General features: G+C 54.2%; 30 protein-coding genes and 2 tRNA genes. 15 read left to right on the top strand and 17 right to left on the bottom strand.

Annotated elements, in window-relative coordinates; all coding sequences use genetic code 11:
- Positions 1-6: 6 nt before the first annotated feature.
- Genes B9Z46_RS03870 through B9Z46_RS03855 form a run of 4 tightly spaced genes read right to left on the bottom strand, consistent with a single transcriptional unit; the run spans position 7 to position 2,872 of the window.
- Positions 7-744, bottom strand: coding sequence for an amino acid ABC transporter ATP-binding protein (locus B9Z46_RS03870; protein ID WP_055360113.1), 738 nt, complete (start codon positions 742-744; stop codon positions 7-9).
- Positions 737-1,390, bottom strand: coding sequence for an amino acid ABC transporter permease (locus B9Z46_RS03865; RefSeq protein ID WP_055360114.1), 654 nt, complete (start codon positions 1,388-1,390; stop codon positions 737-739). Before B9Z46_RS03865 ends, B9Z46_RS03870 begins: the two co-directional genes overlap by 8 nt.
- Positions 1,391-1,402: 12 nt before the next feature.
- Positions 1,403-2,065 (bottom strand): amino acid ABC transporter permease, encoded by a 663-nt coding sequence (locus B9Z46_RS03860; protein WP_108254585.1) that lies wholly within the window; start codon positions 2,063-2,065, stop codon positions 1,403-1,405.
- A gap of 6 nt (positions 2,066-2,071) precedes the next feature.
- Positions 2,072-2,872: a transporter substrate-binding domain-containing protein gene (locus tag B9Z46_RS03855; RefSeq protein WP_108254584.1), complete on the bottom strand. Its 801-nt coding sequence runs from the start codon at positions 2,870-2,872 to the stop codon at positions 2,072-2,074.
- Between the two features lie 216 nt (positions 2,873-3,088).
- Here B9Z46_RS03855 and B9Z46_RS03850 point away from each other — a divergent pair.
- Together B9Z46_RS03850 and greB are read left to right on the top strand one after the other, a co-directional pair.
- A tRNA-Arg gene (locus B9Z46_RS03850) sits at positions 3,089-3,165 on the top strand.
- Positions 3,166-3,268: 103 nt separating this feature from the next.
- Complete coding sequence (gene greB, locus B9Z46_RS03845) at positions 3,269-3,832, top strand: transcription elongation factor GreB (RefSeq protein WP_055360116.1); 564 nt, start codon at positions 3,269-3,271, stop codon at positions 3,830-3,832.
- Positions 3,833-3,873: 41 nt separating this feature from the next.
- Here greB and B9Z46_RS03840 read toward each other — a convergent pair whose 3' ends face one another.
- The 4 genes from B9Z46_RS03840 to B9Z46_RS03825 form a co-directional block, all read right to left on the bottom strand.
- Positions 3,874-6,105, bottom strand: coding sequence for a bifunctional (p)ppGpp synthetase/guanosine-3',5'-bis(diphosphate) 3'-pyrophosphohydrolase (locus B9Z46_RS03840; protein WP_233245927.1), 2,232 nt, complete (start codon positions 6,103-6,105; stop codon positions 3,874-3,876).
- Positions 6,106-6,343: 238 nt separating this feature from the next.
- A complete protein-coding gene (gene rpoZ / locus B9Z46_RS03835; RefSeq protein WP_055360118.1) occupies positions 6,344-6,544 on the bottom strand; it encodes a DNA-directed RNA polymerase subunit omega in 201 nt (66 codons plus the stop codon).
- Between the two features lie 20 nt (positions 6,545-6,564).
- On the bottom strand, positions 6,565-7,185 hold the full coding sequence (gene gmk / locus B9Z46_RS03830) for a guanylate kinase (RefSeq protein ID WP_055360119.1): 621 nt from the start codon (positions 7,183-7,185) through the stop codon (positions 6,565-6,567).
- Between the two features lie 19 nt (positions 7,186-7,204).
- Positions 7,205-8,122 carry a YicC/YloC family endoribonuclease gene (locus tag B9Z46_RS03825; RefSeq protein ID WP_108254582.1) on the bottom strand — a complete coding sequence of 306 codons (918 nt, stop codon included), beginning with the start codon at positions 8,120-8,122 and terminating at the stop codon, positions 7,205-7,207.
- A gap of 117 nt (positions 8,123-8,239) precedes the next feature.
- Here B9Z46_RS03825 and rph point away from each other — a divergent pair, with 117 nt between their 5' ends.
- From rph to hemW, 3 genes are read left to right on the top strand one after another with little or no spacing between them, the layout of a single operon-like run.
- Positions 8,240-9,001 (top strand): ribonuclease PH, encoded by a 762-nt coding sequence (rph, locus tag B9Z46_RS03820; RefSeq protein ID WP_108254581.1) that lies wholly within the window; start codon positions 8,240-8,242, stop codon positions 8,999-9,001.
- A 4-nt stretch (positions 9,002-9,005) separates the two neighbouring features.
- Positions 9,006-9,608 carry an RdgB/HAM1 family non-canonical purine NTP pyrophosphatase gene (gene rdgB / locus B9Z46_RS03815; RefSeq protein WP_055360122.1) on the top strand — a complete coding sequence of 201 codons (603 nt, stop codon included), beginning with the start codon at positions 9,006-9,008 and terminating at the stop codon, positions 9,606-9,608.
- Positions 9,609-9,611: 3 nt separating this feature from the next.
- Positions 9,612-10,817 carry a radical SAM family heme chaperone HemW gene (gene hemW, locus B9Z46_RS03810; protein ID WP_055360123.1) on the top strand — a complete coding sequence of 402 codons (1,206 nt, stop codon included), beginning with the start codon at positions 9,612-9,614 and terminating at the stop codon, positions 10,815-10,817.
- 64 nt (positions 10,818-10,881) lie between these two features.
- Here hemW and B9Z46_RS03805 read toward each other — a convergent pair whose 3' ends face one another.
- Together B9Z46_RS03805 and B9Z46_RS03800 are read right to left on the bottom strand one after the other, a co-directional pair.
- A complete protein-coding gene (locus B9Z46_RS03805) occupies positions 10,882-11,238 on the bottom strand; it encodes a hypothetical protein (protein WP_231717691.1) in 357 nt (118 codons plus the stop codon).
- Between the two features lie 70 nt (positions 11,239-11,308).
- A complete protein-coding gene (locus B9Z46_RS03800) occupies positions 11,309-13,648 on the bottom strand; it encodes a xanthine dehydrogenase family protein molybdopterin-binding subunit (protein WP_108254580.1) in 2,340 nt (779 codons plus the stop codon).
- A gap of 136 nt (positions 13,649-13,784) precedes the next feature.
- Between B9Z46_RS03800 and B9Z46_RS03795 the strand changes: the two genes are divergently transcribed.
- The 10 genes from B9Z46_RS03795 to ccmI all read left to right on the top strand — a co-directional run bounded on the left by B9Z46_RS03795 (position 13,785) and on the right by ccmI (position 21,414).
- A complete protein-coding gene (locus tag B9Z46_RS03795) occupies positions 13,785-14,255 on the top strand; it encodes a hypothetical protein (protein ID WP_108254579.1) in 471 nt (156 codons plus the stop codon).
- Positions 14,256-14,336: 81 nt separating this feature from the next.
- On the top strand, positions 14,337-14,951 hold the full coding sequence (ccmA, locus tag B9Z46_RS03790; RefSeq protein WP_108254578.1) for a cytochrome c biogenesis heme-transporting ATPase CcmA: 615 nt from the start codon (positions 14,337-14,339) through the stop codon (positions 14,949-14,951).
- Positions 14,948-15,616, top strand: coding sequence for a heme exporter protein CcmB (gene ccmB, locus B9Z46_RS03785; RefSeq protein ID WP_108254577.1), 669 nt, complete (start codon positions 14,948-14,950; stop codon positions 15,614-15,616). The genes ccmA and ccmB overlap by 4 nt, the downstream gene beginning before the upstream one ends.
- 18 nt (positions 15,617-15,634) lie before the next feature.
- Positions 15,635-16,393: a heme ABC transporter permease CcmC gene (gene ccmC / locus B9Z46_RS03780; protein WP_055361880.1), complete on the top strand. Its 759-nt coding sequence runs from the start codon at positions 15,635-15,637 to the stop codon at positions 16,391-16,393.
- Positions 16,390-16,584: a heme exporter protein CcmD gene (ccmD, locus tag B9Z46_RS03775; RefSeq protein ID WP_108254576.1), complete on the top strand. Its 195-nt coding sequence runs from the start codon at positions 16,390-16,392 to the stop codon at positions 16,582-16,584. Before ccmC ends, ccmD begins: the two co-directional genes overlap by 4 nt.
- Positions 16,581-17,027, top strand: coding sequence for a cytochrome c maturation protein CcmE (gene ccmE / locus B9Z46_RS03770; protein ID WP_108254575.1), 447 nt, complete (start codon positions 16,581-16,583; stop codon positions 17,025-17,027). Before ccmD ends, ccmE begins: the two co-directional genes overlap by 4 nt.
- Positions 17,028-17,092: 65 nt before the next feature.
- A complete protein-coding gene (locus B9Z46_RS03765) occupies positions 17,093-19,018 on the top strand; it encodes a heme lyase CcmF/NrfE family subunit (protein ID WP_108254574.1) in 1,926 nt (641 codons plus the stop codon).
- 18 nt (positions 19,019-19,036) lie between these two features.
- Positions 19,037-19,624, top strand: coding sequence for a DsbE family thiol:disulfide interchange protein (locus tag B9Z46_RS03760; RefSeq protein WP_108254573.1), 588 nt, complete (start codon positions 19,037-19,039; stop codon positions 19,622-19,624).
- A gap of 18 nt (positions 19,625-19,642) precedes the next feature.
- Positions 19,643-20,134, top strand: a complete 492-nt coding sequence (locus B9Z46_RS03755) for a cytochrome c-type biogenesis protein (protein WP_233245899.1) — start codon at positions 19,643-19,645, stop codon at positions 20,132-20,134.
- On the top strand, positions 20,131-21,414 hold the full coding sequence (gene ccmI, locus B9Z46_RS03750; protein ID WP_108254572.1) for a c-type cytochrome biogenesis protein CcmI: 1,284 nt from the start codon (positions 20,131-20,133) through the stop codon (positions 21,412-21,414). Before B9Z46_RS03755 ends, ccmI begins: the two co-directional genes overlap by 4 nt.
- 25 nt (positions 21,415-21,439) lie before the next feature.
- Here the strand turns inward: ccmI and B9Z46_RS03745 are convergent, their stop codons facing one another.
- The 7 genes from B9Z46_RS03745 to B9Z46_RS03715 all read right to left on the bottom strand — a co-directional run bounded on the left by B9Z46_RS03745 (position 21,440) and on the right by B9Z46_RS03715 (position 26,639).
- Complete coding sequence (locus tag B9Z46_RS03745) at positions 21,440-22,423, bottom strand: tripartite tricarboxylate transporter substrate binding protein (RefSeq protein WP_108254860.1); 984 nt, start codon at positions 22,421-22,423, stop codon at positions 21,440-21,442.
- 83 nt (positions 22,424-22,506) lie between these two features.
- Positions 22,507-22,594, bottom strand: a tRNA-Ser gene (locus tag B9Z46_RS03740).
- A gap of 91 nt (positions 22,595-22,685) precedes the next feature.
- Positions 22,686-23,342 carry an urease accessory protein UreG gene (gene ureG / locus B9Z46_RS03735; RefSeq protein ID WP_055361883.1) on the bottom strand — a complete coding sequence of 219 codons (657 nt, stop codon included), beginning with the start codon at positions 23,340-23,342 and terminating at the stop codon, positions 22,686-22,688.
- Entirely contained in the window at positions 23,336-24,049 is a 714-nt protein-coding gene (locus B9Z46_RS03730; RefSeq protein ID WP_233245898.1) for an urease accessory protein UreF, read from the bottom strand. The genes ureG and B9Z46_RS03730 overlap by 7 nt, the downstream gene beginning before the upstream one ends.
- Complete coding sequence (gene ureE / locus B9Z46_RS03725; RefSeq protein ID WP_108254570.1) at positions 24,000-24,551, bottom strand: urease accessory protein UreE; 552 nt, start codon at positions 24,549-24,551, stop codon at positions 24,000-24,002. The genes B9Z46_RS03730 and ureE overlap by 50 nt, the downstream gene beginning before the upstream one ends.
- Positions 24,552-24,570: 19 nt before the next feature.
- Entirely contained in the window at positions 24,571-26,313 is a 1,743-nt protein-coding gene (gene ureC / locus B9Z46_RS03720) for an urease subunit alpha (protein WP_108254569.1), read from the bottom strand.
- A gap of 2 nt (positions 26,314-26,315) precedes the next feature.
- The gene (locus B9Z46_RS03715) at positions 26,316-26,639 is read right to left on the bottom strand and encodes an urease subunit beta (protein ID WP_055360137.1); all 324 of its coding nucleotides are present in this window, start codon (positions 26,637-26,639) and stop codon (positions 26,316-26,318) included.
- Between the last annotated feature and the right edge of the window lie 2 nt (positions 26,640-26,641).

Here is a 26,641-nt window from a genome sequence, read left to right as displayed (position 1 = left end):
TTTGAATCAGCCCAAAGCAGACAAGAACTGCACCAACTCTGGGGTTTGGGGATTGCCAAACAATTCAGCGGGCGTGCCACTTTCATGCACGCGCCCTTGGTGCATGAAGATCACGCGATCGGCCACTTTGCGCGCAAAGTTCATTTCGTGCGTCACCATCAGAAGGGTCATGCCTTCTTCTGCCAAGCTTTCCACCACCAGCAACACTTCGCCAACCAATTCGGGGTCCAGTGCCGATGTGATTTCATCGCACAGCAAAATTTGAGGTTCCATGGCCAATGCTCTGGCAATGGCCACCCGTTGTTGTTGCCCACCCGAGAGCTGATCGGGCCATGCGTCGAACTTCTCTGCCAGGCCCACGCGGTCTAAAAGTTGGCGGGCTTTGGATTCAGCTGAGGTTTTGTCTTGTTGCTTCACCAAGCCGGGGGCCAGCATGATGTTTTGCCCCACCTTCAAATGCGGGAACAAATTGAAGCTTTGGAAAATCATGCCGACTTTTTGGCGGAGTGCCCGCATCGCGTTGGCGTCATGGTGCAAAAGCGCCTGTCGGTCCACAGTGAGGGTGCCTGCTTGAAAAGTTTCCAAACCATTGATGCAACGAAGCAATGTGCTTTTGCCCGAACCACTTTTGCCAATGATGGCAATGACTTCACCCGCCTGCACTTGGAGGTCAATGCCTTTGAGGACTTCGTTGTCGCCAAAGCTTTTGCGCAGCCCTTGAATGGCGAGCAGGGGTTCATGCATGTCCACGTTGGACCTTTCGTTCAAGATGTTTGGCAAAGTAAGACACGGGGTAGCACAGTGCGAAATACAACAAGGCCACGCAGCTGTAGACCAAGAAGGGTTTGAAGGTGGCGTTGGTGATCATGGTGCCCGCTTTGGTGAGCTCAATGAAACCAATCACCGACGCCAAGGCGGTGCCTTTGATCACTTGAACCAAAAAGCCCACCGTGGGTGGAATGGCAATTTTGAAAGCCTGCGGCAAGATCACATAGCGCAATTGCTCCATAAAGCTCAAGGCCAAACTTTGGCTGGCTTCCCACTGTCCTTTGGGAATGGCTTCAACGCAGCCGCGCCAAATTTCTGCCAAAAAGGCGCTACTGTACAAGGTGAGGGCAACACCGGCGGCCAACCACGGAGAAGTTTCGATGCCAATCAAGGCCATGCCAAAGTAAGCCAAAAACAATTGCATCAGCAAAGGTGTGCCTTGGAACAATTGAACGTAAACATTGACAAAGACCCTTGCCCATTTGAAATGCGACAAACGTGCAATCAAGAGCATCAATCCCATCAAGCCGCCACCTGCAAAAGCGATCAGTGACAAAACCACTGTCCAACGCAAAGCTAAAAGCAAGTTTCTGAAGATGTCCCAAAGAGAAAAATCAACCATGTCTTTTCCTCTTCAGCGACCAAAAAGAAAACGCGGGCCCAACCAATTGAGCAATCGGCGCAGTGCCACGGCCAGCGTCAAATAGGTGAGCGTGGCAATGATGAAGGCTTCAAAGGCTCTGAAGTTGCGGCTTTGAATGAGGTTGGCCGCATGGCTCAATTCTTCTGTGGATATTTGACCGCACACCGCTGAGCCCAGCATCACTATGATGATTTGACTCACCAAGGCAGGCCAGACCTTGCGCAGCGCAGGCGGCAACACCACGTGCGTGAAAATTTGGCTTGGCGTTAAGGCCAAACTCATGCCTGCTTCAATCTGCCCCTTGGGCGTGGCCTCAATGCCAGCGCGTATGATTTCAGTGGCATACGCGCTCAGGTTGATCACCATGGCAATGATCGACGCGGTTTCTGGCGACAGTCGCAAGCCCATCGCGGGCAGGCCAAAGTAGACGAAGAACAACTGAACGATGAAGGGCGTGTTGCGAATGAGCTCCACATAAGTGCCAGCCAACACGCGCAGGGGCAGCGCCCCATGCACACGTGACCAAGCCAACACGATGCCCAGTGCAAGACCGAGGAGGGTGGAAATGCTGGTGAGCCCGATGGTCCAGGCCACACCCTTCACCAACAGCGGCCATTCAATCAGGACGCTGATGAAATCCAGTTCAATGCGCATGAAGCATCAAAGTGGCAGATCGCCAGCAGGGCGGCCCAACCACTTTTGCGACATCTTGTCGATGTCGCCAGCTTTGCGGCCTTGCGCAATGATCTCGTTCACTTTCAAGCGCAGCTTGTCTTCACCTTTGGCCACGCCAATGAAGTTGGGGGAGTCTTTGAGCAACAACTTGTACTCGGTGTTCAAGCCAGGATTCTTGGTCATGATGGTGCCGGCCACAGATGCGCCGGTGGCAATGACTTGCACTTGGCCTGAAATGAAGGACGAGATGGTGGCATTGTTGTCTTCGAAACGTTTGACATCAACGCCTGCAGGCACCACTTTGGCCAATTCTTGGTCTTCCATGGCGCCACGTGTGACGCCCACTGATTTGCCCACCAAGTCGTTGAAGCTCTTGATGCTTAAGCTTTTAGAAGCAAAGACGGCTTGGAAGAAAGGCGAGTAGGCCGCTGTGAAATCGATCACTTTTTCGCGGTCTGGGTTTTTGCCCAAAGTGGAAATAACCAAGTCGGCTTTTTTGGTTTGCAGGTAAGGAATGCGGTTGGCACTGATCACGGGAATCAATTCAACTTTGACGCCCATTTTTTGGCCAATGTAGTTGGCCATGTCGATGTCCAAGCCTTGAGGTTGCAGGTCAATGCCTACAAAGCCGTAGGGCGGGTAGTCGGTGGGGATGGCAATCTTGATGACTTTGGCTTTGAGTACATCGTCTAATGCGGTTTGGGCTTGTGCTGTGGCACCGGTCAGGGCCAAGCCGGCCAACAGTGCAAGGGTGAGACGGCGCTTGGCCAAAAAGTTGAATTGCATGAAACATCTCCAAGTGAAGTAAAACTTAATTGGAGGAGGTTGCAAGACCTGTGCCGCCCAAAGAAGGTATTGAAGGGGCATTTTGAAAGGGCCGTGCACCAAATTCAATCAGTCAAACCCTTAGATCGGATCTGGCTGCCCTTTTTTGGGGATTTGTTTGGATTTTTAAGCCGTGTTTGAGGATACCCAAAAACCCATGCTATAATCTACAGCTTCGCGGCTGTAGCTCAGCTGGATAGAGTACTTGGCTACGAACCAAGGGGTCGTGGGTTCGATTCCTGCCAGCCGCACCAGAATTTCGATTCTAGAACACAGCTTAGAGGCTTACGCCCCTAGGCTGTTTTTCTTTGTGTATTCCATTTTCACCATTCATTTTCGTTTTCTTTTTCGAAAGCCATGAGCAAAGCATTCACGCGCGAAACCGATGCGGATTCAGATGATGGGGAAGATCCCAGCCTGCCGCCATTGCCAGCCGGAAGCCGCAACTACATGACCCCCCAGGGGTATGCCACTTTGCGGGCAGAGTTGTTCAGCTTGCTAGACGAAGAGCGCCCCAAAATTGTCGACATCGTGCATTGGGCCGCCAGCAATGGTGACCGGTCCGAAAACGGCGATTACCTTTACGGTAAAAAACGATTGCGCGAGATTGATCGGCGCATCCGTTTTCTAACCAAGCGTCTGGAAATTGCTGAGGTCACCGATCCCAGTGCACACCATGGCAAAGACCAGGTGTTTTTCGGTGCCACGGTCACTTACGCCGAAGAGCGTGGCGACGAACGCACGGTCACCATTCTCGGCATCGACGAAGCAGATAGTCTCAAAGGCGAGGTGAGTTGGGTGTCTCCCATTGCACGCACCTTGCTGAAGTCACGCACGGGCGATGTCTTGCAATTGGTCACCCCGCAAGGGGTGCGTGAAATTGAAGTGTTGGAAGTTGCCTATCCCAAGCCAAGTGCTTAAGTTCAAAAAATCAACCCTCCCCCGAAAGTCAGAGGGTTTTTTTATGCGTCGGGTGCGCTTTGACCGCGAGCTCGGTGCGTGATGCGCTCAGCATTCAAAACAGCAGGTGTGCGCTTCAAATTGCGCAGCACAGTTTCCAAATGGCTCAGGTCGCGCACTGAAATCACAAAGGTGTTTTCGGCTGCATCTTGCGCACTGGCTTGTCCCATTTCAACATGAATGATGTCGACCTCGGAGTTGGCCAATGTGCCTGCCACCCGCGCCAAAACACCCTTGGTGTTGACCACGGTGACGCTGATGCTGGTTTCGAAATTGCGCAAGGGCTCGTCTGACCACTCAACACCAATGAAGCGTTCGCTGTCTTTCTGTTGAAGTTTTTGGCCCACACTGCAATCGGCTGTGTGCACGGCCAAACCTTCACCGCGGCCCAGGTAGCCAATGATTTTGTCGCCAGGCAAGGGGTGGCAGCAGCGCGCATAAACCACCGAGGCGTTTTCGGTGCCGTCGAGCATGATGGCACCTTGAGACACGGTCTCGTGCGCCATGAAGCGCTCACGCGTCATCAGCAATGGATCGGGCTTTTCGCCCATTTCGGACAGCAAGGCCGCCATGCGCTTGGCCACAATGCTGGCAATGCGTTTTCCCAAGCCCACATCGACCAACAAATCGCTGCGGTTTTTGTTGCCGGTGAAGCGCAACAATTTTTCCCACAAGCCTTGATAGAGAGACGGATCGTCTGGCATCTTCTCAATGCCTTCTGCACGCAAAGCTTGCGTGAGAAGTTTGAGACCCAAGTCCATGGACTCGCTGTTGGCCATGGTTTTAAGGTGATGGCGAATGCGTGAGCGCGCACGGCCAGTGCGCACAAAGCCAAGCCACGATGGATTAGGCGAGGACACAGGGGCCGTCATAACCTCAACGACGTCACCGTTTTTCAACTCGGTGCGCAAGGGCACTTGTTGGTTGTTGATCTTGGCGGCGACCAAGTGGTCCCCAATGTTGCTGTGGATCATGTACGCAAAATCAACCACCGTGGCGCCACGCGGCAAGGACATGATTTGGCTCTTGGGCGTGAACACGTAAACAGCATCTGGGAACAAGTCCACTTTGACGTGATCCCAAAACTCGGAGGCATCGCGTGTTTCTTTTTGGATGTCCAGCAGTGACTGCAGCCACTGCGTGCCCAAGCGTTCAGATGCACCGTCGTTAGAGCCTTTGTCTTTGTAGAGCCAATGCGCAGCAACACCCGATTCGGCCACCACGTTCATGGCTTCTGTGCGCATTTGAAATTCAACGTTGACACCCGAGGGGCCCACCAAGGTGGTGTGCAAAGACTGATAACCGTTGACTTTGCCAATGGCGATGTGATCTTTGAATCGGCCAGGCACGGGCTTGTACATTTGGTGCAAGATGCCCAAGGCGGTGTAGCAATCAATGACCGAGGGCACGATCAAGCGAAAGCCATAAATGTCGGTCACTTGTGCAAAGCTAAGGTGCTTGCCATCCATCTTTTTGTAAATGGAGTACAGCGTTTTTTCTCGGCCAGAAATTTGAACATCCATGCCTGCTTGAGAAAACGTAGACTCGAGCTCGCCTTGAACTTTTTGAATCAGGTCGCGCCGGCGGTTGCGTGCTTTGGCAACGGCTTTGGCCAAGACGTTGTAGCGCCAAGGCATAGAGTATCGGAACGACAAATCTTGAAGTTCACGGTAGGTTTGGTTCAGGCCCAAGCGGTGCGCAATCGGCGCATAAATTTCCAAAGTTTCAGAAGATATGCGACCCCACTTTTCGCGCGGCATGTCGGACATGGTGCGCATGTTGTGCGTGCGATCGGCCAGCTTGATGAGGATCACACGGACATCGCGCGCCATGGCCAGCAGCATTTTTCGGAAGGACTCGGCCTGGTTTTCTTCGCGGGTGTTGAACTCCAGCTTGTCCAACTTGGTCAGCCCGTCCACCAATTCGGCCACGGAGGAACCAAATTTTTCAATCAGATCGGCTTTGGTGACGCCGCAGTCTTCCATCACGTCGTGCATCAGCGCTGCCATCAAGGCTTGCGCATCGAGTTTCCACTCGGTGCACTGCGTGGCCACTGCAATAGGGTGCGTGATGTAGGGCTCGCCGTTTTTGCGCAGTTGGCCTAAATGTGCTTCGTCTGCAAACCGATAGGCTTTTCGGACCAGTTCAATGTCGGCAGCTGACAAGTAGCCTAGCTGGGCCACCAAGGCTGCAAAACTGGCGGCCGCCGCGTTGGCTGCGCTGGCGGAGGGCATGCCCGCTTGAATGTTGTGTGCGTTGTCGCGCTTTCCGGGTATTGAAGTACTACCGGAACTGTTAAAAATAGAAGAAAAAGCTGCGCGCATGGCTCAAATGTAACGCGAGAGGGCCGTCTTCAGAAAGCCTGAGGACTTGCCCTCACAAATTTGCGAATTTCAGGCGTGAAAAAGCCCCAGGTTTTGAAACTTTGGGGCTGATGGTGCCAAACCAGAACGGTTTGGCTGGGTGTAGAAATTAGTTTACTTTTTTGAGCATTTCCAAACCAACTTTGCCGGCTGCAATTTCGCGCAGGGCCGTGACGCCTGGCTTGTTTTTGCTCTCGACGCGGGGGGTGTGGCCTTGGCTCAGCATGCGAGCACGGTAAGTGGCCGCCAATACCAATTGGAAACGGTTAGGGATCTGTTCCAAGCAATCTTCAACAGTGATGCGGGCCATGACGGTCTCCGGTAAGTAATTCAGGTGATATGGAGGGATTCGAAAGTTTCGGCACGGGCCCGGCGCTGGGCAATGTACTTGAGGCGCTGGGCATGCACGATGGCCTTGAGGTCAAACAGGGCGCGATCGAAAACTTCGTTGATTATAACGAAGTCAAATTCTTTGACCTGGGCCAGCTCAATGGCCGCATTTTGCAGGCGCAATTCGATGGTTTCGGTGCTGTCCTCGCCTCGGCGCTCCAGGCGGCTGCGCAATTCTTCCCAGCTGGGGGGCAGAATGAAGATGAGGATGGCATTGGCGTACATCTTTTGGATTTGGATGGCGCCTTGGTAGTCAATCTCCAAAATGACGTCGGAGCCTTGTGCCATGCGCTCTTCCAGCATTTTCTTGGAGGTGCCATAGCGGTGGCTGTGCACATTGGCCCATTCCACAAAGGCGTCGGCGGCCACCATGGCGTCAAACTCTTGTTGAGAGACAAAAAAGTACTCTCGGCCGTGCTTTTCTTGGCCTCTTGGCGCGCGGGTGGTGTGCGACACCGAGGGCAAAACGCGGGTGTCAAGCTCCATCAGGGCCTTGACCAGGCTGGACTTGCCCGCACCACTGGGGGCAGCTACGACGTAGAGGTTTCCAGGATATTCCATGGCAAGGAGTGTAGTCAACTTATTCGATGTTTTGCACCTGCTCACGCATTTGCTCAATCAAGACTTTCATGTCGACGGAGATTTTGGTGAGCTCGAGGGCCGCCGACTTGGAGCCCAAGGTGTTGGCTTCGCGGTGGAGTTCTTGGATGAGGAAATCAAGGCGTTTGCCAATGTCGCCGCCTTTTTTGACGAGGCGGCTGATTTCGTCCAAGTGGGATGCCAGTCGGGTGAGCTCCTCGGCCACATCGATGCGAATGGCAAAAGCCGTGGCTTCCGTCAAAGCGCGGTCTTTTGCAACGTCGGATGACACATTGCCGTCCGACAAAGCCATGGCCTCGTTCCAGCGGTCAATGAAACGCTGGCGCTGTTGCTCAACCAATTGTGGCAACAGGGGCGCTGCTTGTTCTGCCAGCGTGCGCAGTTGCCCAATGCGGTCTTGTAGCATCTCAGCCAAGCGGGCACCTTCACGGGCGCGGGCATCTTTGAGGGCTTTGACCGCTTGTGTGGCCAAAGGCATGAGGTCGGCGTCTTGAAGACCCGCACCTGATTTTTCGTGCGAGGCCAACTTGATGACATCGGAAACACTCAGGTCGCGCGCGTTGGGCAGCCAGCTTTGAATTTTGTTTTGCAGACCCACCAGTTTTTGCAAGGTGCCAATGGAGGGGTCGGCCAGGTCATTGTCTTGGGTGCTGTGATAGACCGCACGCACTTCCACTTTGCCGCGCTTGATGTGTTGTGTGATGTGCTCACGCAAAGCCGGTTCGGTATGACGCAGCTCGTCGGGCAGTCGAAAGCTGAGGTCTAGAAAGCGGCTGTTCACGGAACGTATCTCAAGACCGAAACGCACAGCTGCCGTGGCCGCTGTGTCGGTGCCGCTCTCTGAAGCGGGCGTGCTGGATTGCACGCTGGCGTATCCGGTCATACTGTAAACTGGCATGAATTCTTTCTAGGATGCGGCAGACAAAGGGCTGCGGTTCAGTCGGCGATTATCTCAAACTAATCTTGAATGTCGATCTAACGCGTTCATTCAAACATTCAACCAGCGATCACATCCATGACCACTCTCAATTCTTCCAACTTTCAACGCGCCCATGATCGCAAGCAAGATCAATTGCGCAAGGTCCAAATCACGCGGGGCTACACCGTTCATGCCGAAGGCTCTGTGTTGATCGAATTTGGCGACACACGCGTGTTGTGCACTGCTTCGGTTGAAGAAAAAGTGCCTGGTCACAAAAAGGGCAGTGGTGAAGGTTGGGTGACGGCTGAATACGGCATGTTGCCGCGCGCCACACACACACGCGGTGACCGCGAAGCAGCACGCGGTAAACAAAGTGGCCGCACACAAGAAATTCAACGCCTCATTGGCCGTTCCATGCGCGCCGTGTTTGATCTGAAAAAACTGGGTGAGCGCACCATCCATTTGGATTGCGATGTACTGCAAGCCGATGGCGGCACTCGCACAGCCAGTATCACGGGTGCGTTTGTGGCCGCCCAAGACGCCGTCGATTGGCTCATGCACCAAGGCAAGCTCACAGAGTCTCCCATCATTGATTCGGTCGCGGCCATTTCGGTGGGCTTGAAAGACGGCACACCTTTGCTGGATTTGGATTACACCGAAGACTCATCATGCGATACCGACATGAACGTGGTCATGACCGGTGCTGGCAACTTTGTAGAAGTGCAGGGCACCGCCGAAGGTGTGGCCTTTACAAGCAAAGAAATGGACAGCTTGTTGGCCCTGGCTGAGAAGGGCATTGCCGAGTTGGTGCAATTGCAAAAGCAATCACGTCAAACACACGTTCACGCAGGCGCTTGATGTCATGAAAATGGTTTTGGCTTCCAACAACGCAGGCAAATTGAACGAACTGCAAAGCATGTTCAGCGTGCTGAATGTGCAGTTGGTGCGTCAGTCTGAGTTGAACATTTCGGAAGCGCCAGAGCCTTACAAAACCTTTGTTGAAAATGCCTTGACCAAAGCACGCCATGCCTCTGCACAAAGTGGTCTGCCGGCTGTGGCAGACGATGCAGGTTTGTGCATTGATGCATTTGGTGGCTTGCCAGGTGTAGACACCGCTTACTACTGCACGCAGTTTGGTTATGAGAAATCGGATGCCAACAACGTGCGCGCTGTAATTGAGCAAATGGCGCAGGTCGATAACCGCCGTGCAGCCATGGTGAGCACCCTGGTCGCACTGCGCAGTGCCGAAGATCCTGAGCCTTTGATTGCAGTGGGGCGGGTGGTGGTTGAGATTGCGCGCGAACCCGTCGGCACCAATGGCTTTGGCTTTGATCCTATTTTGTGGTTGCCAGAGTTTGGTCAAACGTTTGCACAGTTGCCTGAAGAAGTGAAGAATGCCAACAGCCATCGGGGCCGCTCGTCACAGGCCATGGTGGCATTGATGCGTGAACGCTGGGGCCTCTAAAGCATGAGCCATCCTTTTGATGTGGTGCATGCCATGCGGCCTGGCTTGTTGCAATTGCAGGCCTTGCCACCGCTCTCGCTGTATGTGCATCTGCCGTGGTGCATCAAGAAATGTCCGTATTGCGATTTCAATTCGCACGAGTGGCGCGACAACGCGCAGGGCATGCCAGAGCAACGCTACATCGATGCGCTGCTGGCCGACTTAGAAGCCAGCTTGCCGCTGATTTGGGGCCGTCCTGTTCACAGCATCTTCATTGGCGGCGGCACACCCAGTTTGTTTGAGCCTGCCAGCATCGATCGATTGATCAGTGGTATTCGTGCGCGCTTGCCTTTGGAGGCCGAAGCAGAAATTACCATGGAGGCCAACCCTGGCACGTTTGAGAAAGATCGCTTTAAGGCGTTTCGTGCTGCAGGTGTGACGCGCTTGTCCATTGGTGTGCAAAGTTTCAACGACGCACATTTGAAAGCGCTGGGCCGTGTGCACAACAGCGATCAGGCCATGGCGGCTGTGGCCGAAGCACAGAGTGCCTTTGAAACTTTCAATCTGGATGTGATGTATGCACTGCCGGGACAAAGCTTGGCCGATTTGACGCAAGACATTCAAACCGCTTTGAGCTTCAAGCCGCCGCACATTTCCATCTACCACCTCACCATCGAACCTAACACGATGTTTGCCAAACATCCCCCGGTCTTACCTGAGGATGACGATGCTTACGCGATGATGGATTTGATCACCGACATGACGGGCGCAGCGGGCTTGCAGCGCTACGAAGTGTCGGCCTATGCCAAGCCAGGACACCGCTGCTGGCACAACCTGAACTACTGGCAGTTTGGGGATTACTTGGGCATTGGTGCTGGCGCGCACAGCAAGCTCAGTTTTGCGCACCGCGTGATGCGCTATGTGCGTTACCGTGAGCCGCAGTTGTACCTTGTGCAAGCCCTGCAAGGTGCGCCGGTGACACAGTACGCAGAAGTGGCTCGCGAAGAGTTACCGTTTGAATACATGCTCAATGCGCTGCGCTTGAAAGAGGGCTTTAGTTTGGCCGACTACATGGCACGCACGGGACTGGCCATGACGTCCATTCAACAAGGTTTGGCCAAGGCCGAAGCCAAGCAACTCATTGCCAGGGACTTGAATCGGGTTTGGCCCACAGAACGAGGCTTTGATTTTTTAAGCGATCTGCAAGCTTTGTTTTTGGCAGATCGCTAGACAGTTCAGATGAACGGTGCAAATGAGCAGCGCCAATGTGCAGCACATCAGCGCTGAGTTTGAATTAAGCAGTTGCCATGACTGAGTTCATCTTTTTGCCGAAGTCACCAAACATGGCGATGGTTTTTTCGGTGGGGATGAGGTACTTGGCGCGCTTGTCTTCAGGCTGATTGAAAGTCATCAGCAAATCTTTTTGGCGCAAACGTGTGATGCGTTTGTGCAAAGTTGCAGGTGAACCCAAGTGCGCCAAGCCGATGGCTTCGCGAACCGTCATGGTTCTATTTTCAAACCAACGCAGTGCCACTTCTTCAAGCAAAGCTTTTTCGTTGGCGTCTAACTGCGGCGCGTCAGGCAATTGCTGAAGGCCACGCGCTAGCTGCAAAAATCGCAGATAGGCGTTGGCGGTTGTGGTGCTCTTCATGGTCATACTTTGATTCTAATCCTCGCATCTGAGAAATAGTAGCAAAGTGTCCATTCTTTGTGAATTAGATTCATGCGCCGTTAAGTAATTCCCACAATCTAAAAGGAGTTAGCGGCATTTGTAGATTTTGTGATTTTTGTGAATTTCCATTGCGTGCCAACGCATCTGCAATCGCATTCACCACGCAAGGTGTTGCACCAATGGTTCCCAATTCGCCAACCCCTTTGACGCCAAGCACGTTGTTGGTGCTGGGCACTGTTTGGTTGGTAAATGTATGGAACATTTGCGGCATGATGTCTGCACGCGGTGCGGCATAGTCCATCAAACTTCCAGTCACCAACTGACCACTTTCTGAGTCGTAGACCAAGCCTTCTAACAAGGCTTGTCCCATGCCTTGAACGGCGCCGCCATCCAATTGGCCTTCCACAATCATCGGGTTGACGATGCGGCCCACATCGTTCATGGAGGTGTACGACACCACGCAAGATTCGCCAGTGGCGGGGTTCACTTCTACTTCGCAAATGTGGCAGCCGTTGGGCCATGTGGGTCCGCTGGCGGTGGTGCTGGATTGCAACTCAATTCGGCCTTCGGGCTGGCGCTTGGCCAAATCGGCCAGGCTGATGTTCAAGTCGGTGCCCTTCACGCTGAAACGGCCACTTTCATAGGCCAAATCGGCAGGCGATGCTTCTAGCGCTTGACCTGCCAAATCTCGCGCTTTGTCCAATGTTTTTTCTGCGCCGACACGCATCGCTGAACCGCCTGTGAACAGTGAGCGGGAGCCGGCACTGCCAAAGCCATTGGCGCGGTCTGTGTCGCCCAAAATGACGCGAACCTTCGAGATGTCGACACCAAAAACATCCACCACCAATTGGGCCAAGGAGGTGGCGATGCCTTGACCCATGGCGTTGACTGCCGAGGCCACTTCAATGGTGCCGTCGGCCAAAATTTGCACTTGCACGTTTTCTTCCAAGGCATTGCCACCCGTCCACTCCAAGAAAGTGGCAATGCCCAAGCCGCGCCACAGGCCTTTGGCTTTGGAGGCCGCTTCGCGTTGTGCAAAGCCTGCCCAGTCGGCTTTTTCCATAGCCTGGTCCATGATCATTTCAAACGCACCGGTGTCATACACCTGACCCATGGGGTTCTTGTAGGGCATTTGCGATGGTTGAATGAAGTTGCGGCGGCGCAATTGCACGCGGTCAATGCCGCTGACGCGAGCGGCTTCGTCGATCAAACGCTCGATGTTGTAAATAGCTTCAGGGCGACCTGCGCCACGGTAAGCGCCCGTACTGGCGGTGTTGGTCATCACGCCGGTGAAGTGGTAGTCGATGGTTTGAATGTCGTAGACGCTGCTCTGCACCCAAGGGCCGATCATCATTTGGATGGCCAAGCCGGTCATGGTGGGATAGGCCCCCACGTTGGCCAAAGTTTCAATGCGAAGACCTAAAATTTTGCCGTCCGCGGCCAATGCCAAGGCGGCTTGAGTTTGAATGTCACGGCCATGTGAGCTGCTGAGAAACTCTTCGCTGCGGTCGGCGATCCATTTGACGGGCCGTTGAAGCGAGTGGGCGCAATATGCGGTGACCACATCTTCGGCGTATGCGCCAGTTTTCATGCCAAAACCGCCACCGACATCGCCCACGATGACGCGAATTTTTTCCTTGTCGATGCCAAGCAGGTCAGAAACTGTATTGCGAACGCCTGTTGGCATTTGGCTGCTCATGCGGATGTGCAAGCGGCCTTGGTCTGGGTAGGCCAAAACACTGCGAGGTTCGATGGACAGGGCTGCCACGCGTTGATTCACGATATTCAGGTGCACCACGTGGGCGGCTTGGTCAAAGGCCGCCTGGGTGGCTTGTGCGTCGCCATATCGGGTTTCGGCAACACGGTTGTCGGGTGCTTCTGTCAAAAGAGGCGCGGTGGGGGCCAACGCATCGCTCAGGGTGGTGACGCTTGGCAAGGCATCGAATTCAATCTCGATGACCTCGATGGCGTTGCGAGCTTGTTCTTCTGATGTTGCAACCACGGCCACAATGGGCTCGCCCACAAAGCGCACGGTCTGGGTGGCCAAAATATGACGGGTGGTTGACGAAAGTGGGCTGCCGTCTGCCCGCTTGAAATTCATGGGGCGCGCCAATGGTTTGATGCCAGCAGCCAACAGGTCTTGCCCGCTGTAAACCGCCAAAACGCCCGGCATGCCTTTGGCTGCTTGGGTGTCTAAACGGGTGATGTTGGCGTGGGGGTAGGGCGAGCGCAAAAAGACCAAATGGGATTGGTTGGGCAGGCTGACGTCGTTGGCATACACCCCGGCACCTAGCAGCAATTGCTGATCTTCAAGTCGTTGGACGGCCTTGCCGCTGCCAAAGCGGGCGATTTCTTGCTCTGAAGAGAGGTGGGGGGTGGGGTGGTTCACAAACAGGTACTCCTTGCGCTGCAGTGTAGCTTTGAAGCCGCACTTTTGCAGCTAGGGGAATTCAGGACATCGGCCAAGTTGCCCCAAGCCAAACTCTTGAGTAGGATGAAACCCAATCTATGAAGTGAGGTCCTGTATGGACAATTTTTTGTTGTTGGTTTTGTGCGTGCTGTTCATCTTGCTCGCTGGGTTTTTGATTTTTTACTTTCAGACGCAACAAAACTTCAAAGAAATCACAGAGAAACTCGAGGAAATCCAGCATCCTCATACAGGCCCTCGTTCTTCAGAGTCTCTCAAGCACGAACTGGCCATTCAGCACGATGTGTTGGTCTTGCTAGAAGCAGACATTTCAAAGAACAAACGAGAGTCTTTGTCCGAGGCAGAGTTGCAAAGCTTTGATGTGGCGCGCCACAAAATCAAAGCATGCATTGCAGGCTTGAAGGCCAATGGCGATTGGATCGGATTACCCTACGAATATGAGTGGGTTGAAATGCTGGAACGCCTGCCCAATGTGTTGAGTTTGTATCGAAAGGCTGAGGCCGAAAAGCAGGCAAGAGAGTTGGCTGCGAATGCAGGATCCGACGCAGGCAACAACGCGGGCAGTTAAAATCAAAGGCTTAGTCAATTGACCCTTTATTTTTGACCTGAATCAATTCTGAATGGTCTTGTTCTGCGATGATTCAGCTACATGTTCAGTGTTTCCAATCTTTCTTGCTCAAAGGGTGACAAACGGCTGTTTTCAGGCGTTTCTTTCACCCTCCAACCCGGCCAGTGGCTGCACCTCGAAGGTGACAATGGGGTTGGCAAAACCAGCCTGCTGCGTTTGGCATGCGGCCTGAGTGCCCTTGAAGAGGGCGAAATCACTTGGAATCACCAGCCTGTGGTTCAAAATCCAGAGGCTTTTCGTGCCGATTTGGCTTATTTGGGTCACCAATTGGCCCTTAAAGAAGATCTGACCCCCATGGAAAACCTGCGCGCCGATGCGGCCGTCGCAGGCCGCCCCCTAAAGCCTGAGGATGCCTTGAAAGCCTTGGTGCAGTTGGGCTTGCGCGGCAGAGAGCATTTGCCTGTGAGGGTGTTGTCGCAAGGTCAAAAAAGGCGTACGGCGCTGGCACGCTTGCTGGTCAGTCCTGCCAAGCTGTGGATCTTGGATGAACCTTTTGTGGCCTTGGATGCCGCTGCTCAGAACGCGTTGACGCAGGTCATCAACAGCCATTTGGCCCATCAGGGTATGGTGTTACTCACCAGCCACCAGGCCGTGAGCTTGGGCGGCGTGGGCTTTAGCTACAGGTTGACGGCATGAGCGCCTTTGTTGCCATCGTACGACGCGATCTCACCTTGGCCCTTCGGCGCAAGAACGAAGTCATCACCTCAGTGTTTTTCTTTGTGGTGGTGGCCGCTTTGTTCCCACTGGGAATTGGTCCCGAAATGAACACTTTGCGCTTGGTGGCGCCTGGCATTTTGTGGGTGGGTGCACTGTTGGCCAGCATGCTGTCCCTGGGGCGCATGTTTGCCGCCGACCATGCCGATGGCACGCTGGAGCAAATGGCCCTGTCGCCCAACAGTTTGTCAATGTTGGTGGCCGCCAAAATTTTGGCGCATTGGTTGCTGTCGGGACTGCCGCTGGTGCTGTTGGCGCCTGTTTTGGGTTTGCAATTTGACTTGTCGGCCAATGCCCTTTGGATTTTGACGCTCAGCTTGTTGTTGGGGACGCCCATTTTGTCGCTCATCGGAGCCATTGGCGCTGCGCTCACGCTGGGTGTTCGCGGTGGCGATGTTTTGTTGTCTCTGTTGGTCTTGCCTTTGTATGTGCCAGCCTTGGTATTTGGTGCAGGTGCTGTTCAAGCTGAAATCAGTGGTTTGGGTGCTTCAGCACACTTGTCCATCTTGGCGGCCATGGCTTTGGTGGCCGCTGTGTTCAGCCCCTGGGCCAGCGCAGCATCACTTCGAATTGCACTTGAATCATAAGAATGGGTTAACCCAATGATGCAAAAACTTTTTCATTACGCTTCGCCTCAAAACTTCTATCCGCTAGCGGGAAAGTTGTGGCCAGTGTTTGCTTTGTTGGCCACTGGTTTAACGGTGTGGGGTTTGTGGCTGGGCATGTTTGTGGCGCCCACCGATTTTCAACAAGGTGAGGGTTACCGAATCATCTTTGTGCATGTGCCCGCTTCTTGGATGTCCATGGTGATTTACTTGGCCATGGCTTTTTGGGCATTGTTGGGTTTGACTTTCAACACCCGCTTGTCCGGCATGATGGGCCGCGCACTCGCGCCCACAGGCGCCATCTTTGCATTTTTGTCGCTGTGGACTGGCGCGCTTTGGGGCAAACCCATGTGGGGTGCCTGGTGGGTTTGGGACGCTCGCTTGACGTCTGAGTTGATTTTGTTCTTCTTGTATCTGGGCTACATCGCCTTAACCAGTGCCATTGACGATCCGCGCCGTGCAGACAAAGCGGGCGGTATCTTGGCTTTGGTAGGGGCTCTCAATGTGCCCGTGATTTATTTTTCTGTGAAGTGGTGGAATACGCTTCATCAGGGTGCTTCTGTGTCACTGACCAAAGGCTCTAGCATGGCGCAAATCATGTTGGAAGCCATGTTGATCATGGGTGTTGCATTTTGGATGTACGCCATTGCCATGGCTTTGTACCGTGTCCGAAGCATCATTTTGATTCGGGAGCGTCATGCGCAGTGGGTGGCCGATTTGCCTGAAGTTAAAGCCAAGGCCATGGAGGCGCAATCATGATTTGGAACAGTTGGTCAGACTTTTGGGCCATGGGTGGCTATGGCGTGTATGTCTGGGGAAGTTTTGGCGTGACCGCAGCGCTCATCATCATTGAGATGTGGTGGGTTCAGCAGGCACGCGCCAAGGCGCTGTCGCAAGTGGCACAAGAGCTGGCTGCTGCACAAACGCAAGGAAAGGATTGGCAGGGATGAAACCGCGGCATCAACGATTTTTGCTCATCACTGCGGCTGTCGCAGCGTTGGCCATCGCAGGCATGTTTGTCTTGAATGCATTTCAAAGTAATTTGGTGTTCTTCTTCACGCCCACCCAAGTGTCTCAAGGTGAGGCACCCCAAGGCCGTGCCTTTCGAGTAGGTGGCATGGTGAAGGACGGCAGTTTGAAAAAAGATGGCGAAAACGTGCAGTTTGTGGTGACCGATTTTGCGCACGATGTGCCTGTGTCCTACAAAGGTTTGTTGCCCGATTTGTTCAAAGAAGGCAAGGGCGTCGTGGCGCAAGGCAAATTGTCGGACGACAAGCAATTCACGGCCTCCGAGGTCTTGGCCAAGCACGATGAGAACTACATGCCGCCCGAAGCCAAACATGCTTTGGACAAAGCTGCAGCTGCGAAAGCAGCAGCCTCCGTTAAACCCTGAATTTGAAGACTTCACATGAAGCTGTTCATGTGAAGTCTTAGTGCACCCATAGAAAAGAGTCTGGAATGATTGTAGAAATTGGCCACTTTGCCTTGATCTTGGCAGCATGCGTGGCGCTGATTCAAGGTCTCTTGCCGTTGGCCGGAACGGTCAACGACCATCAGCGTTGGCAAGCCTTGGCAAGGCCTGCTGCAGTCTTGCAGTTTTTGTTGATCGCACTTTCATTTGGTGTGTTGGCACACGGCGCGCTGACCGATGACTTTTCAATCAAGTACATTGCCGAGCACTCCAACTCCTTGCTGCCTTCGCAATATAAATTTGCATCGGTCTGGGGTGGCCACGAAGGGTCTTTGTTGTTGTGGGTGTTGATGTTGGCAGGCTGGACTCTGGCCGTTGCATTGTTCTCTCGCAGCTTGCCCTTGGCCATGGTGGCACGCGTCATTGGCATTTTGGGTTGGGTGTCGACTGGTTTTTTGATGTTCATCTTGACCACCTCCAGTCCATTTGAGCGTTTGCTGCCCGCTGCGGCAGATGGTCGTGACTTGAACCCCTTGTTGCAAGATCCCGGTTTGGTCATTCACCCGCCTATGTTGTACATGGGCTATGTGGGCTTCTCGGTCGCATTTGCATTTGCCTTGTCCGCTTTGTTGTCCGGTCGCATGGATGCGGCATGGGCGCGTTGGTCACGTCCTTGGACGGTGGTGGCGTGGGTTTTCATGACAGCCGGCATTGCGCTGGGCTCCTGGTGGGCCTATTACGAGTTGGGTTGGGGCGGATGGTGGTTCTGGGACCCTGTTGAAAACGCCTCGCTCATGCCATGGTTGTTTGGCACTGCCCTCATTCACGCTTTGATGGTGACCGACAAGCGCGGTGGTTTCAAAGCTTGGTCGGTGCTGTTGGCCATTGGCGCATTTTCATTGTCATTGCTCGGCACATTTTTGGTTCGCTCCGGTGTGTTGACATCGGTTCACGCATTTGCCGCAGATCCTCGCCGCGGTGTGTTCATCTTGATCTTCCTGGCTTTGGTGGTGGGCATCTCACTCACGCTGTTTGCCTGGCGTGCACCCAAAGCGACATTGGGTGGCAAGATTGGTTTGGTATCGCGTGAGTCCATGCTGCTCACCAACAGTGTGTTGTTGGTGGTTGCCACGGGCGCGGTCTTGTTGGGTACGGTTTACCCGCTCATCGTGGATGCTTTGAACTTGGGCAAGTTGTCTGTGGGTGCGCCTTATTTCAATGCGGTGTTTGTGCCTTTGATGGTGCCCGTGGTGTTTCTGATGGTGCCAGGCGGCATTGCACACTGGCGTGAGGCTCGTTGGAAAACCTTGGGTCTTGCCATGCGCATTCCTGCGTTGGCAGCCGTGCTGGTCGCTGTCTTCATTTGGGCCTTCACCGAAAAAGGCAATTGGCTGAGCGCCATGGGCATGGCCTTGGCCACTTGGGTGTTTGTGGGCTTGATCCTGCAAATTGTGGACCGCGTCAAAAAACCAGGCCGCATACCGCCCTCATTCTGGGGCATGCATTTGGCACACTTGGGCATTGCGGTGGTGGTGGTGGGTGTCACCTTGGTCAAAGGCTACGAGGTGGAGCGTGATGTTCGCATGGGTTTGAACGACACCGTGACCATCGAGAACTACGACTTTGAATTGGTGGGAGTTTCCAATGTGGATGGCCCGAATTACAAAGCCATTCGCGGTGAAATCAAGGTTAGCAAAGACAATCAATTCCTGGAATTGTTGCATCCCGAGAAGCGCAAGTATTTCTCATCAGCCATGCCCATGACCGAGGCGGCCATCGACTCCGGTTTGTTCCGCGACCTTTATGTGTCCTTGGGTGAATCGATTGAAGGCGACAAACCGCAGTGGAGCGTGCGGGTGTTTTACAAGCCCTTTGTGTCCTGGCTCTGGTACGGCGCCATCTTGATGGTCTTGGGTGGCTTGTTGGCCGTCAGTGATCGACGCTATCGCAAATCGGCTGACAGTTTGAGCTAAGCCGCCTGGAGGCATGTTGTGAAAAAGTTTTTAATTCCCTTGGTCCTTTTTTTTGGATTGGTCGCCTTTCTGGCGGTTGGTCTGAACCGCGATCCGCGTGAAATTCCATCCCCCTTGGTCGGCAAGCCTGCGCCTGCTTTTGAGCTCTATACCTTGGATGCCAACGCACCCAAATTTGGACCGGCAGATATGAAGGGCAAAGTTTGGATGATGAATGTGTGGGCCACTTGGTGTGTGGCTTGCCGCGAAGAGCATCCTGTGTTGGTGGCCTTTTCCAAGGCCAATCAATTGCCCATCGTTGGCTTGAGCTACAAAGAAGTGCAAGCGCAAGACGAGCCTGCAGGTCGCAAATTCACGCCTGAAGAAAAACTCAAACTTGCACGTGAGCGCAGTCAGTTGTGGCTCAGCCGCCATGGCAATCCTTATGCATTGTCCGTCCTGGATTTGGATGGCCGTGTCGGCATTGACTATGGTGTCTACGGTGTGCCAGAGACTTATGTGATCGACAAAGAAGGCGTCATTCGTTACAAGCGCGTGGGCGTGGTCACACCGGATTTGCTGCAATCCACCATCTTGCCCTTGGTGCAGAAATTGAATGCTTCCTAAAGCATTGTGAAAGCTCTCATGACATTGAATGCCCCCTGTTTCAAGCTGTTGGCAGTCATGGCCTTTGCCATGGTCACTGCGTTTTCCGCTGTGCAAGCCAAAGAAGCCGCGCCCTTGGCAGAAGATCCACTGGTTGAAAAACGTTTGATTCACATTTCTGAAGAGTTGCGTTGCCTGGTGTGTCAAAACGAGTCCTTGGCATCCTCACGTGCTGAGTTGGCCAACGATTTGCGCGAAGAGGTGAGGAAACTCATTCGGGACAACAAAAGCGATACGCAAATCAAAGAATATCTGGTGACGCGCTACGGTGACTTTGTCCTGTATCGCCCAGAAGTGAAACCCCTCACATGGGTCTTGTGGTTTGGCCCCTTTCTGCTATTGGTCCTCGGTGTTGTGGGCATGGCCCTTTACTTGCGTCAACGCCAAACGGAGAAGCCCCTTCAACAACAACTGAGCGAAGAAGATCGACGCAAGGTTCAAGAAATTCTGAAGTCTGGAGACGCATCATGAGTGCCAATGTGTTGTTTGTTGTGTTGGCGCTGGGCATGGTGTTGTGTGTGGCTGGCGTTTTGATGTGGGTCTTGCTGCGTCAACGTCCCGTGGTGACGCATGCCAGTCAGGCCAAAGCCAATGCCAAGGTTTACCGAGATCAAATTGCGGACCTTGACCGTGAGCATGAGAGTGGCCACATCAGCGATACCGAGTGGCAACAGTCACGCGATGAATTAAGCATGCGTTTGTTGGAGGACACTTCCGCACAAGACGATCCTGTCGCGAAACAAGAAAAGCCGGCCTTGTGGACTGCTGTGTTGGTGGCCGTGGCCTTGCCTTTGTCAGCGGTGGGCATGTACATGTGGGTAGGTGAGCCCGATGCACTCAATCCCATGGCCGTTCAATCTAACGACAAGGTTGATCCCACCCAATTGCTCCAAATGGCCGAAAGCTTGGCTCAAAAATTAAACGACAAGCCCGACAACCTTCAGGGTTGGGTGATGTTGGGCCGAACCTACCGCACCCTCGAGAAGTTTGATGCTTCCGTGCAAGCCTATGACCGCGCTTTGAAGTTGTCTGCGGATGACGATTTGAAGCTTGAGCGCGTGGAAGTGTTGGCCATGAAATCACAAGGCAACTTTGAAGGTGAGCCTTGGAATGTGATTCGTGACATTCTGCAACGCGACCCGCAAAACTATGGTGCCTTGTTGATGGCGGGAAGCGCCTCTTACTCGCACGAAAAATTTGCCGATGCTTTGAAGTATTGGCAACAAGCCCGCAAGCCCTTGGCGGCCGACAATCCTGATGTGCCCGGCTTAGACGAGGCCATTGCCTCAGTTCAGCAAAAACTGGGCATGCCCGCTCAAGTTGCCAAGGGTCCTTCGGCTCAGATGAATGCCGCGCAGATGCCTGTCGCAGCACCTTCTGCTAACACTTCCGGTGCCGCAAGCACTGGCTTGACTGTGTCGGGTCAAGTTGCCATAGCGGAAGCACTCAAGGGCAAGGTGAAGCCTTCTGATGTGGTGTTCATTTATGCCACACCAGCCAATGGTGAGCGCATGCCTTTGGCTATCTTCAAAACAACAGTCGCCCAACTGCCTTTGGCCTTCACACTGGACGATTCCACCGCCATGACACCCGATCGAAAACTCTCGGGCGCTGGTGAAGTGTTGGTTAAGGTGCGTGTTTCTAAGTCGGGCAACGCCATGCCACAGTCGGGCGATTTGGCGGGTACTTTAGGTCCAGTGAAAGTGGGCGCCAAAGGCTTGAAGCTGGAAATCAAGGATCAGATTCCTTGATCTCCTGGATCAATGCCCTTGCACTTTATTCAATGGCAATCTTGGCATCGCGAATGACGCGCGACCACTTCTCGGTGTCCCGCTGAGTCCAGGCTTGCACTTCTTCGGGTGAGCCTGCTTGCAGTTCAGTGCCGGCAGCTTCAATTTTGGCCACCAAGGCGGGCGTTTTCAAAGCCTTGGTAAGGGCGCTGTTGATGGCATCGACCACAGGCTTGGAGGTGGCCAGTGGTGCGTACATGGCGTACCACGTGGTGTAGTCAAAGCCAGGCAATGCCGAACCAATGAGGGGCAAGGATTTGGTGGCGTTGGATTTGCTGGGTGCCGTGGCTGCCAACACTTTGACCAAGCCTTTGTCGGCCAAACCTTGAAGAGAAGGCAAGCTGCTGAACATGGCGCTGACCTCGCCGGAAATCAAATCGTTCACAGCGCCTGCGCTGCCTTTATAGGGCACATGAATCACATCCGTTTTGGAAAGTGCTTTGAACATTTCCATGCCCAAGTGCGCGGTGCCACCAGTGCCTGCCGATGCAAAACTCACTTTGCCTGGGTTGGCGCGCGCGTAGTCGATCAATTCGGGAATGTTTTTAACGGGCAGCTTGGCTGAGACCACCAACACGTGAGGGCCTGTAGAGATGGTCGACACAGGTTTGAGTTTGGCGACCAAATCTGCGCCGCCTTTTTTGCTCAACATAGGTTGCAGCACCATGTTGCCAAACGCGGCCAACAGCAGGGTGTGTCCATCGGGTTCTGCACGTGTCACAACGCCCAGGGCCGGCACGCCCATGCCGCCGCCTTGGTTTTCGACGGTGACGGGTTGTTTCAAATCTGCGGTGAGGACCAATGCCAACTCACGTGCAACCACATCGGCTGGACCGCCAGCAGCGTAGGGCACTATCAACTTGATGGGTTTGGAGGGCCAAGAAGGCGCTGCGCTTTGCGCAAAGCTCAGCGGCAAGGTGGCGGCCAAGGCGAGCGCCACAGTGATTTGGTTCAGGTGTCGTTTCAACATGTGTTTCTCCTTGAACTGCATTGTGCACAAATCGCATAGATACAAAAAAACCCTAAGCAAATCAATTGCTTAGGGTTTGTAACTGGCGGAAGCGGTGAGATTCGAACTCACGGACCCTTTCGAGCCGCCGGTTTTCAAGACCGGTGCAATCGACCACTCTGCCACACTTCCAGCGGGTGGAATTGTAACCGCGTTCTAGGCTCAAATTGGGGCGTTTCAGGCAGCGAGGGCGAAAATTAATGTTGATCTGACCCCATTTAAATTAAACGAGCATGCCTTGGGTTTCGATGTAGGCGATGACGTCGGCCAGGCCGGTTTGGGTTTTGAGGTTGGTCATGACGAAGGGTTTGAGGCCTTTGGCAGTGGTGCGCATGCGGGTGGTGTCGGCATGCATCACGTCGAGGTCGGCGCCGACGTAGGGGGCCAGGTCGGTTTTGTTGATGACGAAGAGGTCGCTCTTGGTAATACCAGGGCCGCCTTTGCGGGGGATTTTTTCGCCGGCGGCCACGTCAATCACGTAGATGGTGAGGTCGGACAGTTCGGGGCTGAATGTGGCGGCCAAGTTGTCGCCACCGCTTTCCACGAACACCACGTCGGCGTTCGGAAATTTTTTCAGCATGCGGTCGATGGCTTCAAGGTTGATGGACGCGTCTTCGCGAATGGCGGTGTGCGGGCAGCCGCCGGTTTCAACGCCCATGATGCGATCGGCATCCAGCGCGCCACTGACGGTGAGCAAGCGTTGGTCTTCTTTGGTGTAGATGTCGTTGGTGATGGCCACCAAGTCCCATTTTTGGCGCATGCTTTTGCAGAGCATTTCCAAGAGGGTGGTTTTGCCGGAGCCTACAGGGCCGCCTATGCCCACGCGAAGGGGTGGCAGTTTTTTGGTGCGGTTGGGAATGTGGTGCAGTGCAGTCATGATCGAAAGAGTCTGGAGTATTGGGTTTCGTGTCTGGCCGACATCACAGCCAGCATGGGACAAAAAGCTTGGCGTTGGTCATCGCTTAAAGCGATGGCGTGTTGCACAGCATCGGGAATTTCTTGGGCCAAGCGGGCCAGTATTTTTTGGCCAGATACCTGGCCCAAGGGAACTGCTTTGAGTGCGGCTTGCGTCATGTTTTCGGCCCAGCCAAAGGCATAGGCTTGAAGCGCTTGATCTAGCGGTGCATTGGCCAGCGACAAGGCCAAAGACATGGCCATGGGGTAGGTGGGGCGCATTTCGCTGCACAGCTTTAATGCGGTCTCTGTGGCTTTGTTTTGAATGCGCAACCAGTCCAACAGGGACCTGCCCATTTGCTCGGTTTGCAATCGCATTTCGTGCGTTTCGCGAGTGGTGTGAACCCACTGGCTTAAATCTTTCAATCGATCGGTGTTCATGGCTTGCCAAGCGGGAATGGCTTGCGCCATCAGGGCCATGTCACCTCGGGCCTGCGACAGATGCAGTTGATCGGCCAGCCAATCTGCACAGGAGTCTTCGTCATGGACGTGCTCGTGATCGATGGCAGCTTCTAAGGCTTCAGAATAAGAGAAGCCGCCCACCGGCAAAGCAGGCGAAGCCAACCAAATGAGTTGGAGAAGTTCAGTGGCCATGGTCGTGATGTGAATGGCCGTGAGCGTGGTCGTGTCCATGACCGTGCGCTGCTTCGTCACTGTGGCTGTGACCTGACCCGCCATGGTGAGAACCATATGCGCCGCCTTCGGGCTCAAATGCTTCTTCTACAGTGTTCACCATCAAATGCATGGCGCGAAGCATTTCTGCCAACACGTTGTCGGGTTCAATTTGGAGGTGATTGGGGTGAAGTTCAATGGGCACATGGCGATTGCCCAAGTGATAGGCCGCGCGTGTGAGATCAAAGGGAGAGCCATGTGCCGTGCAGGCTGTGATGCGCATTAAAGTTTGCGGCGCTGCTTCCACCTTGATCAAACTGCCATCGTCTGCCACCAATACATCACCGCCGCGCACCACATGGCCGCGTTGCAAAAACACTGACAGCACGCGACCCGTGGAGTCTTCTGTTTGAAAACGGCTCTTTTGTCGAACGTCCCAATCCAAAGACACCGTTGGCGCGCGCTTGATCAGCGCCTGCGCCAAGCCTTGACCTTGTGCAATTACTTTTGAGCAGGTGAGCATGGAAAGACCGGGCGCCTGATCAGAACAAGAAGTAACGCTGCGTCATGGGCAAGCTCACGGCTGGCTCACACGTGAGCAGCAAACCATCTGCACGCACCGCATAGGTTTGCGCATCCACTTCCATTTTGGGGGCGTAGTCGTTGTGAATCATGTGACGCTTGCCCACACCGCGAATGCCTTTGACGGCAGACAAGGTTTTTTGCAAACCATACTTTTGACCAATGCCAGCTGCAAGACCGGCCTGCGAAACGAAAGTGAGTGACCCGCGCGCCAACGCACCCCCATAGCTGCCAAACATGGGGCGGTAGTGCACAGGCTGAGGCGTTGGGATGGAGGCATTGGGGTCACCCATGGCCGCCATGGCAATGAAGCCGCCTTTCAGAATGAGCGCAGGCTTGACGCCAAAGAATGCAGGTTTCCAGACCACCAAATCGGCCCACTTGCCTACTTCAATGCTGCCCACTTCGTGGCTGATGCCGTGCGCGATGGCGGGGTTGATGCAAAGCTTGGAGATGTAGCGCTTGACGCGCGCGTTGTCGTTGCGATCCGTGTCGCCCGGCAACTTGCCGCGCTGCATTTTCATTTTGTGAGCCGTTTGCCAGCAACGCAAAATCACCTCGCCCACACGGCCCATGGCCTGGCTGTCGGAGCTGAACATGCTGATGGCACCCAAGTCATGCAAGATGTCTTCGGCAGCAATGGTTTCTTTGCGAATGCGACTTTCGGCAAATGCCAAGTCCTCGGCAATGGACGGGTCCAAGTGATGGCAAACCATCAGCATGTCCACGTGTTCATCGAGGGTGTTGATGGTGTAGGGTCGCGTTGGGTTGGTAGAGGAAGGCAGCACATTGGCTTCGCCCACCACTTTCAAAATGTCGGGGGCATGACCGCCGCCTGCACCTTCAGTGTGGAAGGTGTGAATGGTGCGCCCTTTAAAGGCTGCCACGGTGTCTTCCACAAAACCAGATTCGTTCAGGGTGTCTGTGTGAATGGCAACCTGTGTGTCGGTTTCTTCGGCCACGTTCAAACAGTTGTCGATGGCGGCAGGTGTGGTGCCCCAGTCTTCGTGAAGTTTCAGGCCAATGGCGCCTGCATTGATTTGTTCATGCAGTGAGCCGGGCAATGCAGCATTGCCTTTGCCGAGAAATCCCAAGTTCATGGGAAAGGCATCAGCCGCTTGCATCATGCGCTCGATGTTCCATGCGCCGGGTGTGCAGGTCGTGGCAAAGGTGCCAGTGGCTGGGCCCGTGCCGCCACCGATCATGGTGGTGACGCCGCTGGCCAAAGCTTCTTCAATTTGCTGAGGGGCAATGAAGTGGATGTGCGTATCGATACCGCCAGCGGTGATGATGTTGCCTTCGCAGCTGATGACCTCGGTGCCGGGGCCAATGATGATGTCAATGCCGGGTTGCGTATCAGGGTTGCCTGCTTTGCCAATGGCTACAATGCGGCCGCCTTTGAGGCCAATGTCGGCCTTCACAATGCCCCAGTGATCGATGATCAAGGCATTGGTCATGACGGTGTCGACCGCGCCGCCCGCTTGCGGGCCTGTGCCCGTGCCATCGCGTGTTCGTTGTGATTGCGACATGCCGTCGCGGATGGTTTTGCCGCCGCCAAATTTGGCTTCTTCACCGTAACCGCCCGCCAACAAGGTGAAGTCTTTTTCAACTTCGATCAACAAGTCTGTGTCGGCCAAGCGAACTCGGTCACCCACGGTGGGGCCAAACATTTCTGCGTAAGCGCGTTTGCCAATGGTCGCCATGATCAATTTCCTTTTGCGGCAGGCAATGCGCCGTTTACCAATGCTCTAAAGCCATAGACCTCGCGATGTCCGCTGTAGTCCACCAATTCAACGGTGCGTTGCTGGCCGGGTTCAAACCGGACCGCTGTACCTGCTGCAATGTTCAAGCGCATGCCTTGGGCGGCCGTGCGATCGAAGACCAAGGCACCGTTGGTTTCAGCAAAGTGGTAGTGCGATCCCACTTGAATGGGGCGATCGCCACCGTTTTGCACCACCAGCGTGAGGGTTCTGCGGCCTGGATTGAGGGTGTGCACACCGTCGTCTGTGATCAGTTCACCGGGAATCATGG

Origin of the sequence: Limnohabitans sp. Hippo4 (genome assembly GCF_003063605.1) — a bacterium.
Classification (GTDB): domain Bacteria; phylum Pseudomonadota; class Gammaproteobacteria; order Burkholderiales; family Burkholderiaceae_C; genus Limnohabitans_A.
This window is presented reverse-complemented; position numbering and strand designations above follow the sequence as displayed.

What these genes read in the sequence shown, in the direction of transcription:
- B9Z46_RS03870 (WP_055360113.1), bottom strand. Translation starts at nt 744, where the DNA reads ATGCATGAACCCCTGCTCGCCATTCAAGGGCTGCGCAAAAGCTTTGGC.
- B9Z46_RS03865 (WP_055360114.1), bottom strand. Translation starts at nt 1,390, where the DNA reads ATGGTTGATTTTTCTCTTTGGGACATCTTCAGAAACTTGCTTTTAGCT.
- B9Z46_RS03860 (WP_108254585.1), bottom strand. Translation starts at nt 2,065, where the DNA reads ATGCGCATTGAACTGGATTTCATCAGCGTCCTGATTGAATGGCCGCTG.
- B9Z46_RS03855 (WP_108254584.1), bottom strand. Translation starts at nt 2,872, where the DNA reads ATGCAATTCAACTTTTTGGCCAAGCGCCGTCTCACCCTTGCACTGTTG.
- greB (WP_055360116.1), top strand. Translation starts at nt 3,269, where the DNA reads ATGAGCAAAGCATTCACGCGCGAAACCGATGCGGATTCAGATGATGGG.
- B9Z46_RS03840 (WP_233245927.1), bottom strand. Translation starts at nt 6,105, where the DNA reads ATGCCCTCCGCCAGCGCAGCCAACGCGGCGGCCGCCAGTTTTGCAGCC.
- rpoZ (WP_055360118.1), bottom strand. Translation starts at nt 6,544, where the DNA reads ATGGCCCGCATCACTGTTGAAGATTGCTTGGAACAGATCCCTAACCGT.
- gmk (WP_055360119.1), bottom strand. Translation starts at nt 7,185, where the DNA reads ATGGAATATCCTGGAAACCTCTACGTCGTAGCTGCCCCCAGTGGTGCG.
- B9Z46_RS03825 (WP_108254582.1), bottom strand. Translation starts at nt 8,122, where the DNA reads ATGCCAGTTTACAGTATGACCGGATACGCCAGCGTGCAATCCAGCACG.
- rph (WP_108254581.1), top strand. Translation starts at nt 8,240, where the DNA reads ATGACCACTCTCAATTCTTCCAACTTTCAACGCGCCCATGATCGCAAG.
- rdgB (WP_055360122.1), top strand. Translation starts at nt 9,006, where the DNA reads ATGAAAATGGTTTTGGCTTCCAACAACGCAGGCAAATTGAACGAACTG.
- hemW (WP_055360123.1), top strand. Translation starts at nt 9,612, where the DNA reads ATGAGCCATCCTTTTGATGTGGTGCATGCCATGCGGCCTGGCTTGTTG.
- B9Z46_RS03805 (WP_231717691.1), bottom strand. Translation starts at nt 11,238, where the DNA reads ATGAAGAGCACCACAACCGCCAACGCCTATCTGCGATTTTTGCAGCTA.
- B9Z46_RS03795 (WP_108254579.1), top strand. Translation starts at nt 13,785, where the DNA reads ATGGACAATTTTTTGTTGTTGGTTTTGTGCGTGCTGTTCATCTTGCTC.
- ccmA (WP_108254578.1), top strand. Translation starts at nt 14,337, where the DNA reads ATGTTCAGTGTTTCCAATCTTTCTTGCTCAAAGGGTGACAAACGGCTG.
- ccmB (WP_108254577.1), top strand. Translation starts at nt 14,948, where the DNA reads ATGAGCGCCTTTGTTGCCATCGTACGACGCGATCTCACCTTGGCCCTT.
- ccmC (WP_055361880.1), top strand. Translation starts at nt 15,635, where the DNA reads ATGCAAAAACTTTTTCATTACGCTTCGCCTCAAAACTTCTATCCGCTA.
- ccmD (WP_108254576.1), top strand. Translation starts at nt 16,390, where the DNA reads ATGATTTGGAACAGTTGGTCAGACTTTTGGGCCATGGGTGGCTATGGC.
- ccmE (WP_108254575.1), top strand. Translation starts at nt 16,581, where the DNA reads ATGAAACCGCGGCATCAACGATTTTTGCTCATCACTGCGGCTGTCGCA.
- B9Z46_RS03765 (WP_108254574.1), top strand. Translation starts at nt 17,093, where the DNA reads ATGATTGTAGAAATTGGCCACTTTGCCTTGATCTTGGCAGCATGCGTG.
- B9Z46_RS03755 (WP_233245899.1), top strand. Translation starts at nt 19,643, where the DNA reads ATGACATTGAATGCCCCCTGTTTCAAGCTGTTGGCAGTCATGGCCTTT.
- ccmI (WP_108254572.1), top strand. Translation starts at nt 20,131, where the DNA reads ATGAGTGCCAATGTGTTGTTTGTTGTGTTGGCGCTGGGCATGGTGTTG.
- B9Z46_RS03745 (WP_108254860.1), bottom strand. Translation starts at nt 22,423, where the DNA reads ATGTTGAAACGACACCTGAACCAAATCACTGTGGCGCTCGCCTTGGCC.
- B9Z46_RS03730 (WP_233245898.1), bottom strand. Translation starts at nt 24,049, where the DNA reads ATGGACACGACCACGCTCACGGCCATTCACATCACGACCATGGCCACT.
- ureE (WP_108254570.1), bottom strand. Translation starts at nt 24,551, where the DNA reads ATGCTCACCTGCTCAAAAGTAATTGCACAAGGTCAAGGCTTGGCGCAG.
- ureC (WP_108254569.1), bottom strand. Translation starts at nt 26,313, where the DNA reads ATGGCGACCATTGGCAAACGCGCTTACGCAGAAATGTTTGGCCCCACC.
- B9Z46_RS03715 (WP_055360137.1), bottom strand. Translation starts at nt 26,639, where the DNA reads ATGATTCCCGGTGAACTGATCACAGACGACGGTGTGCACACCCTCAAT.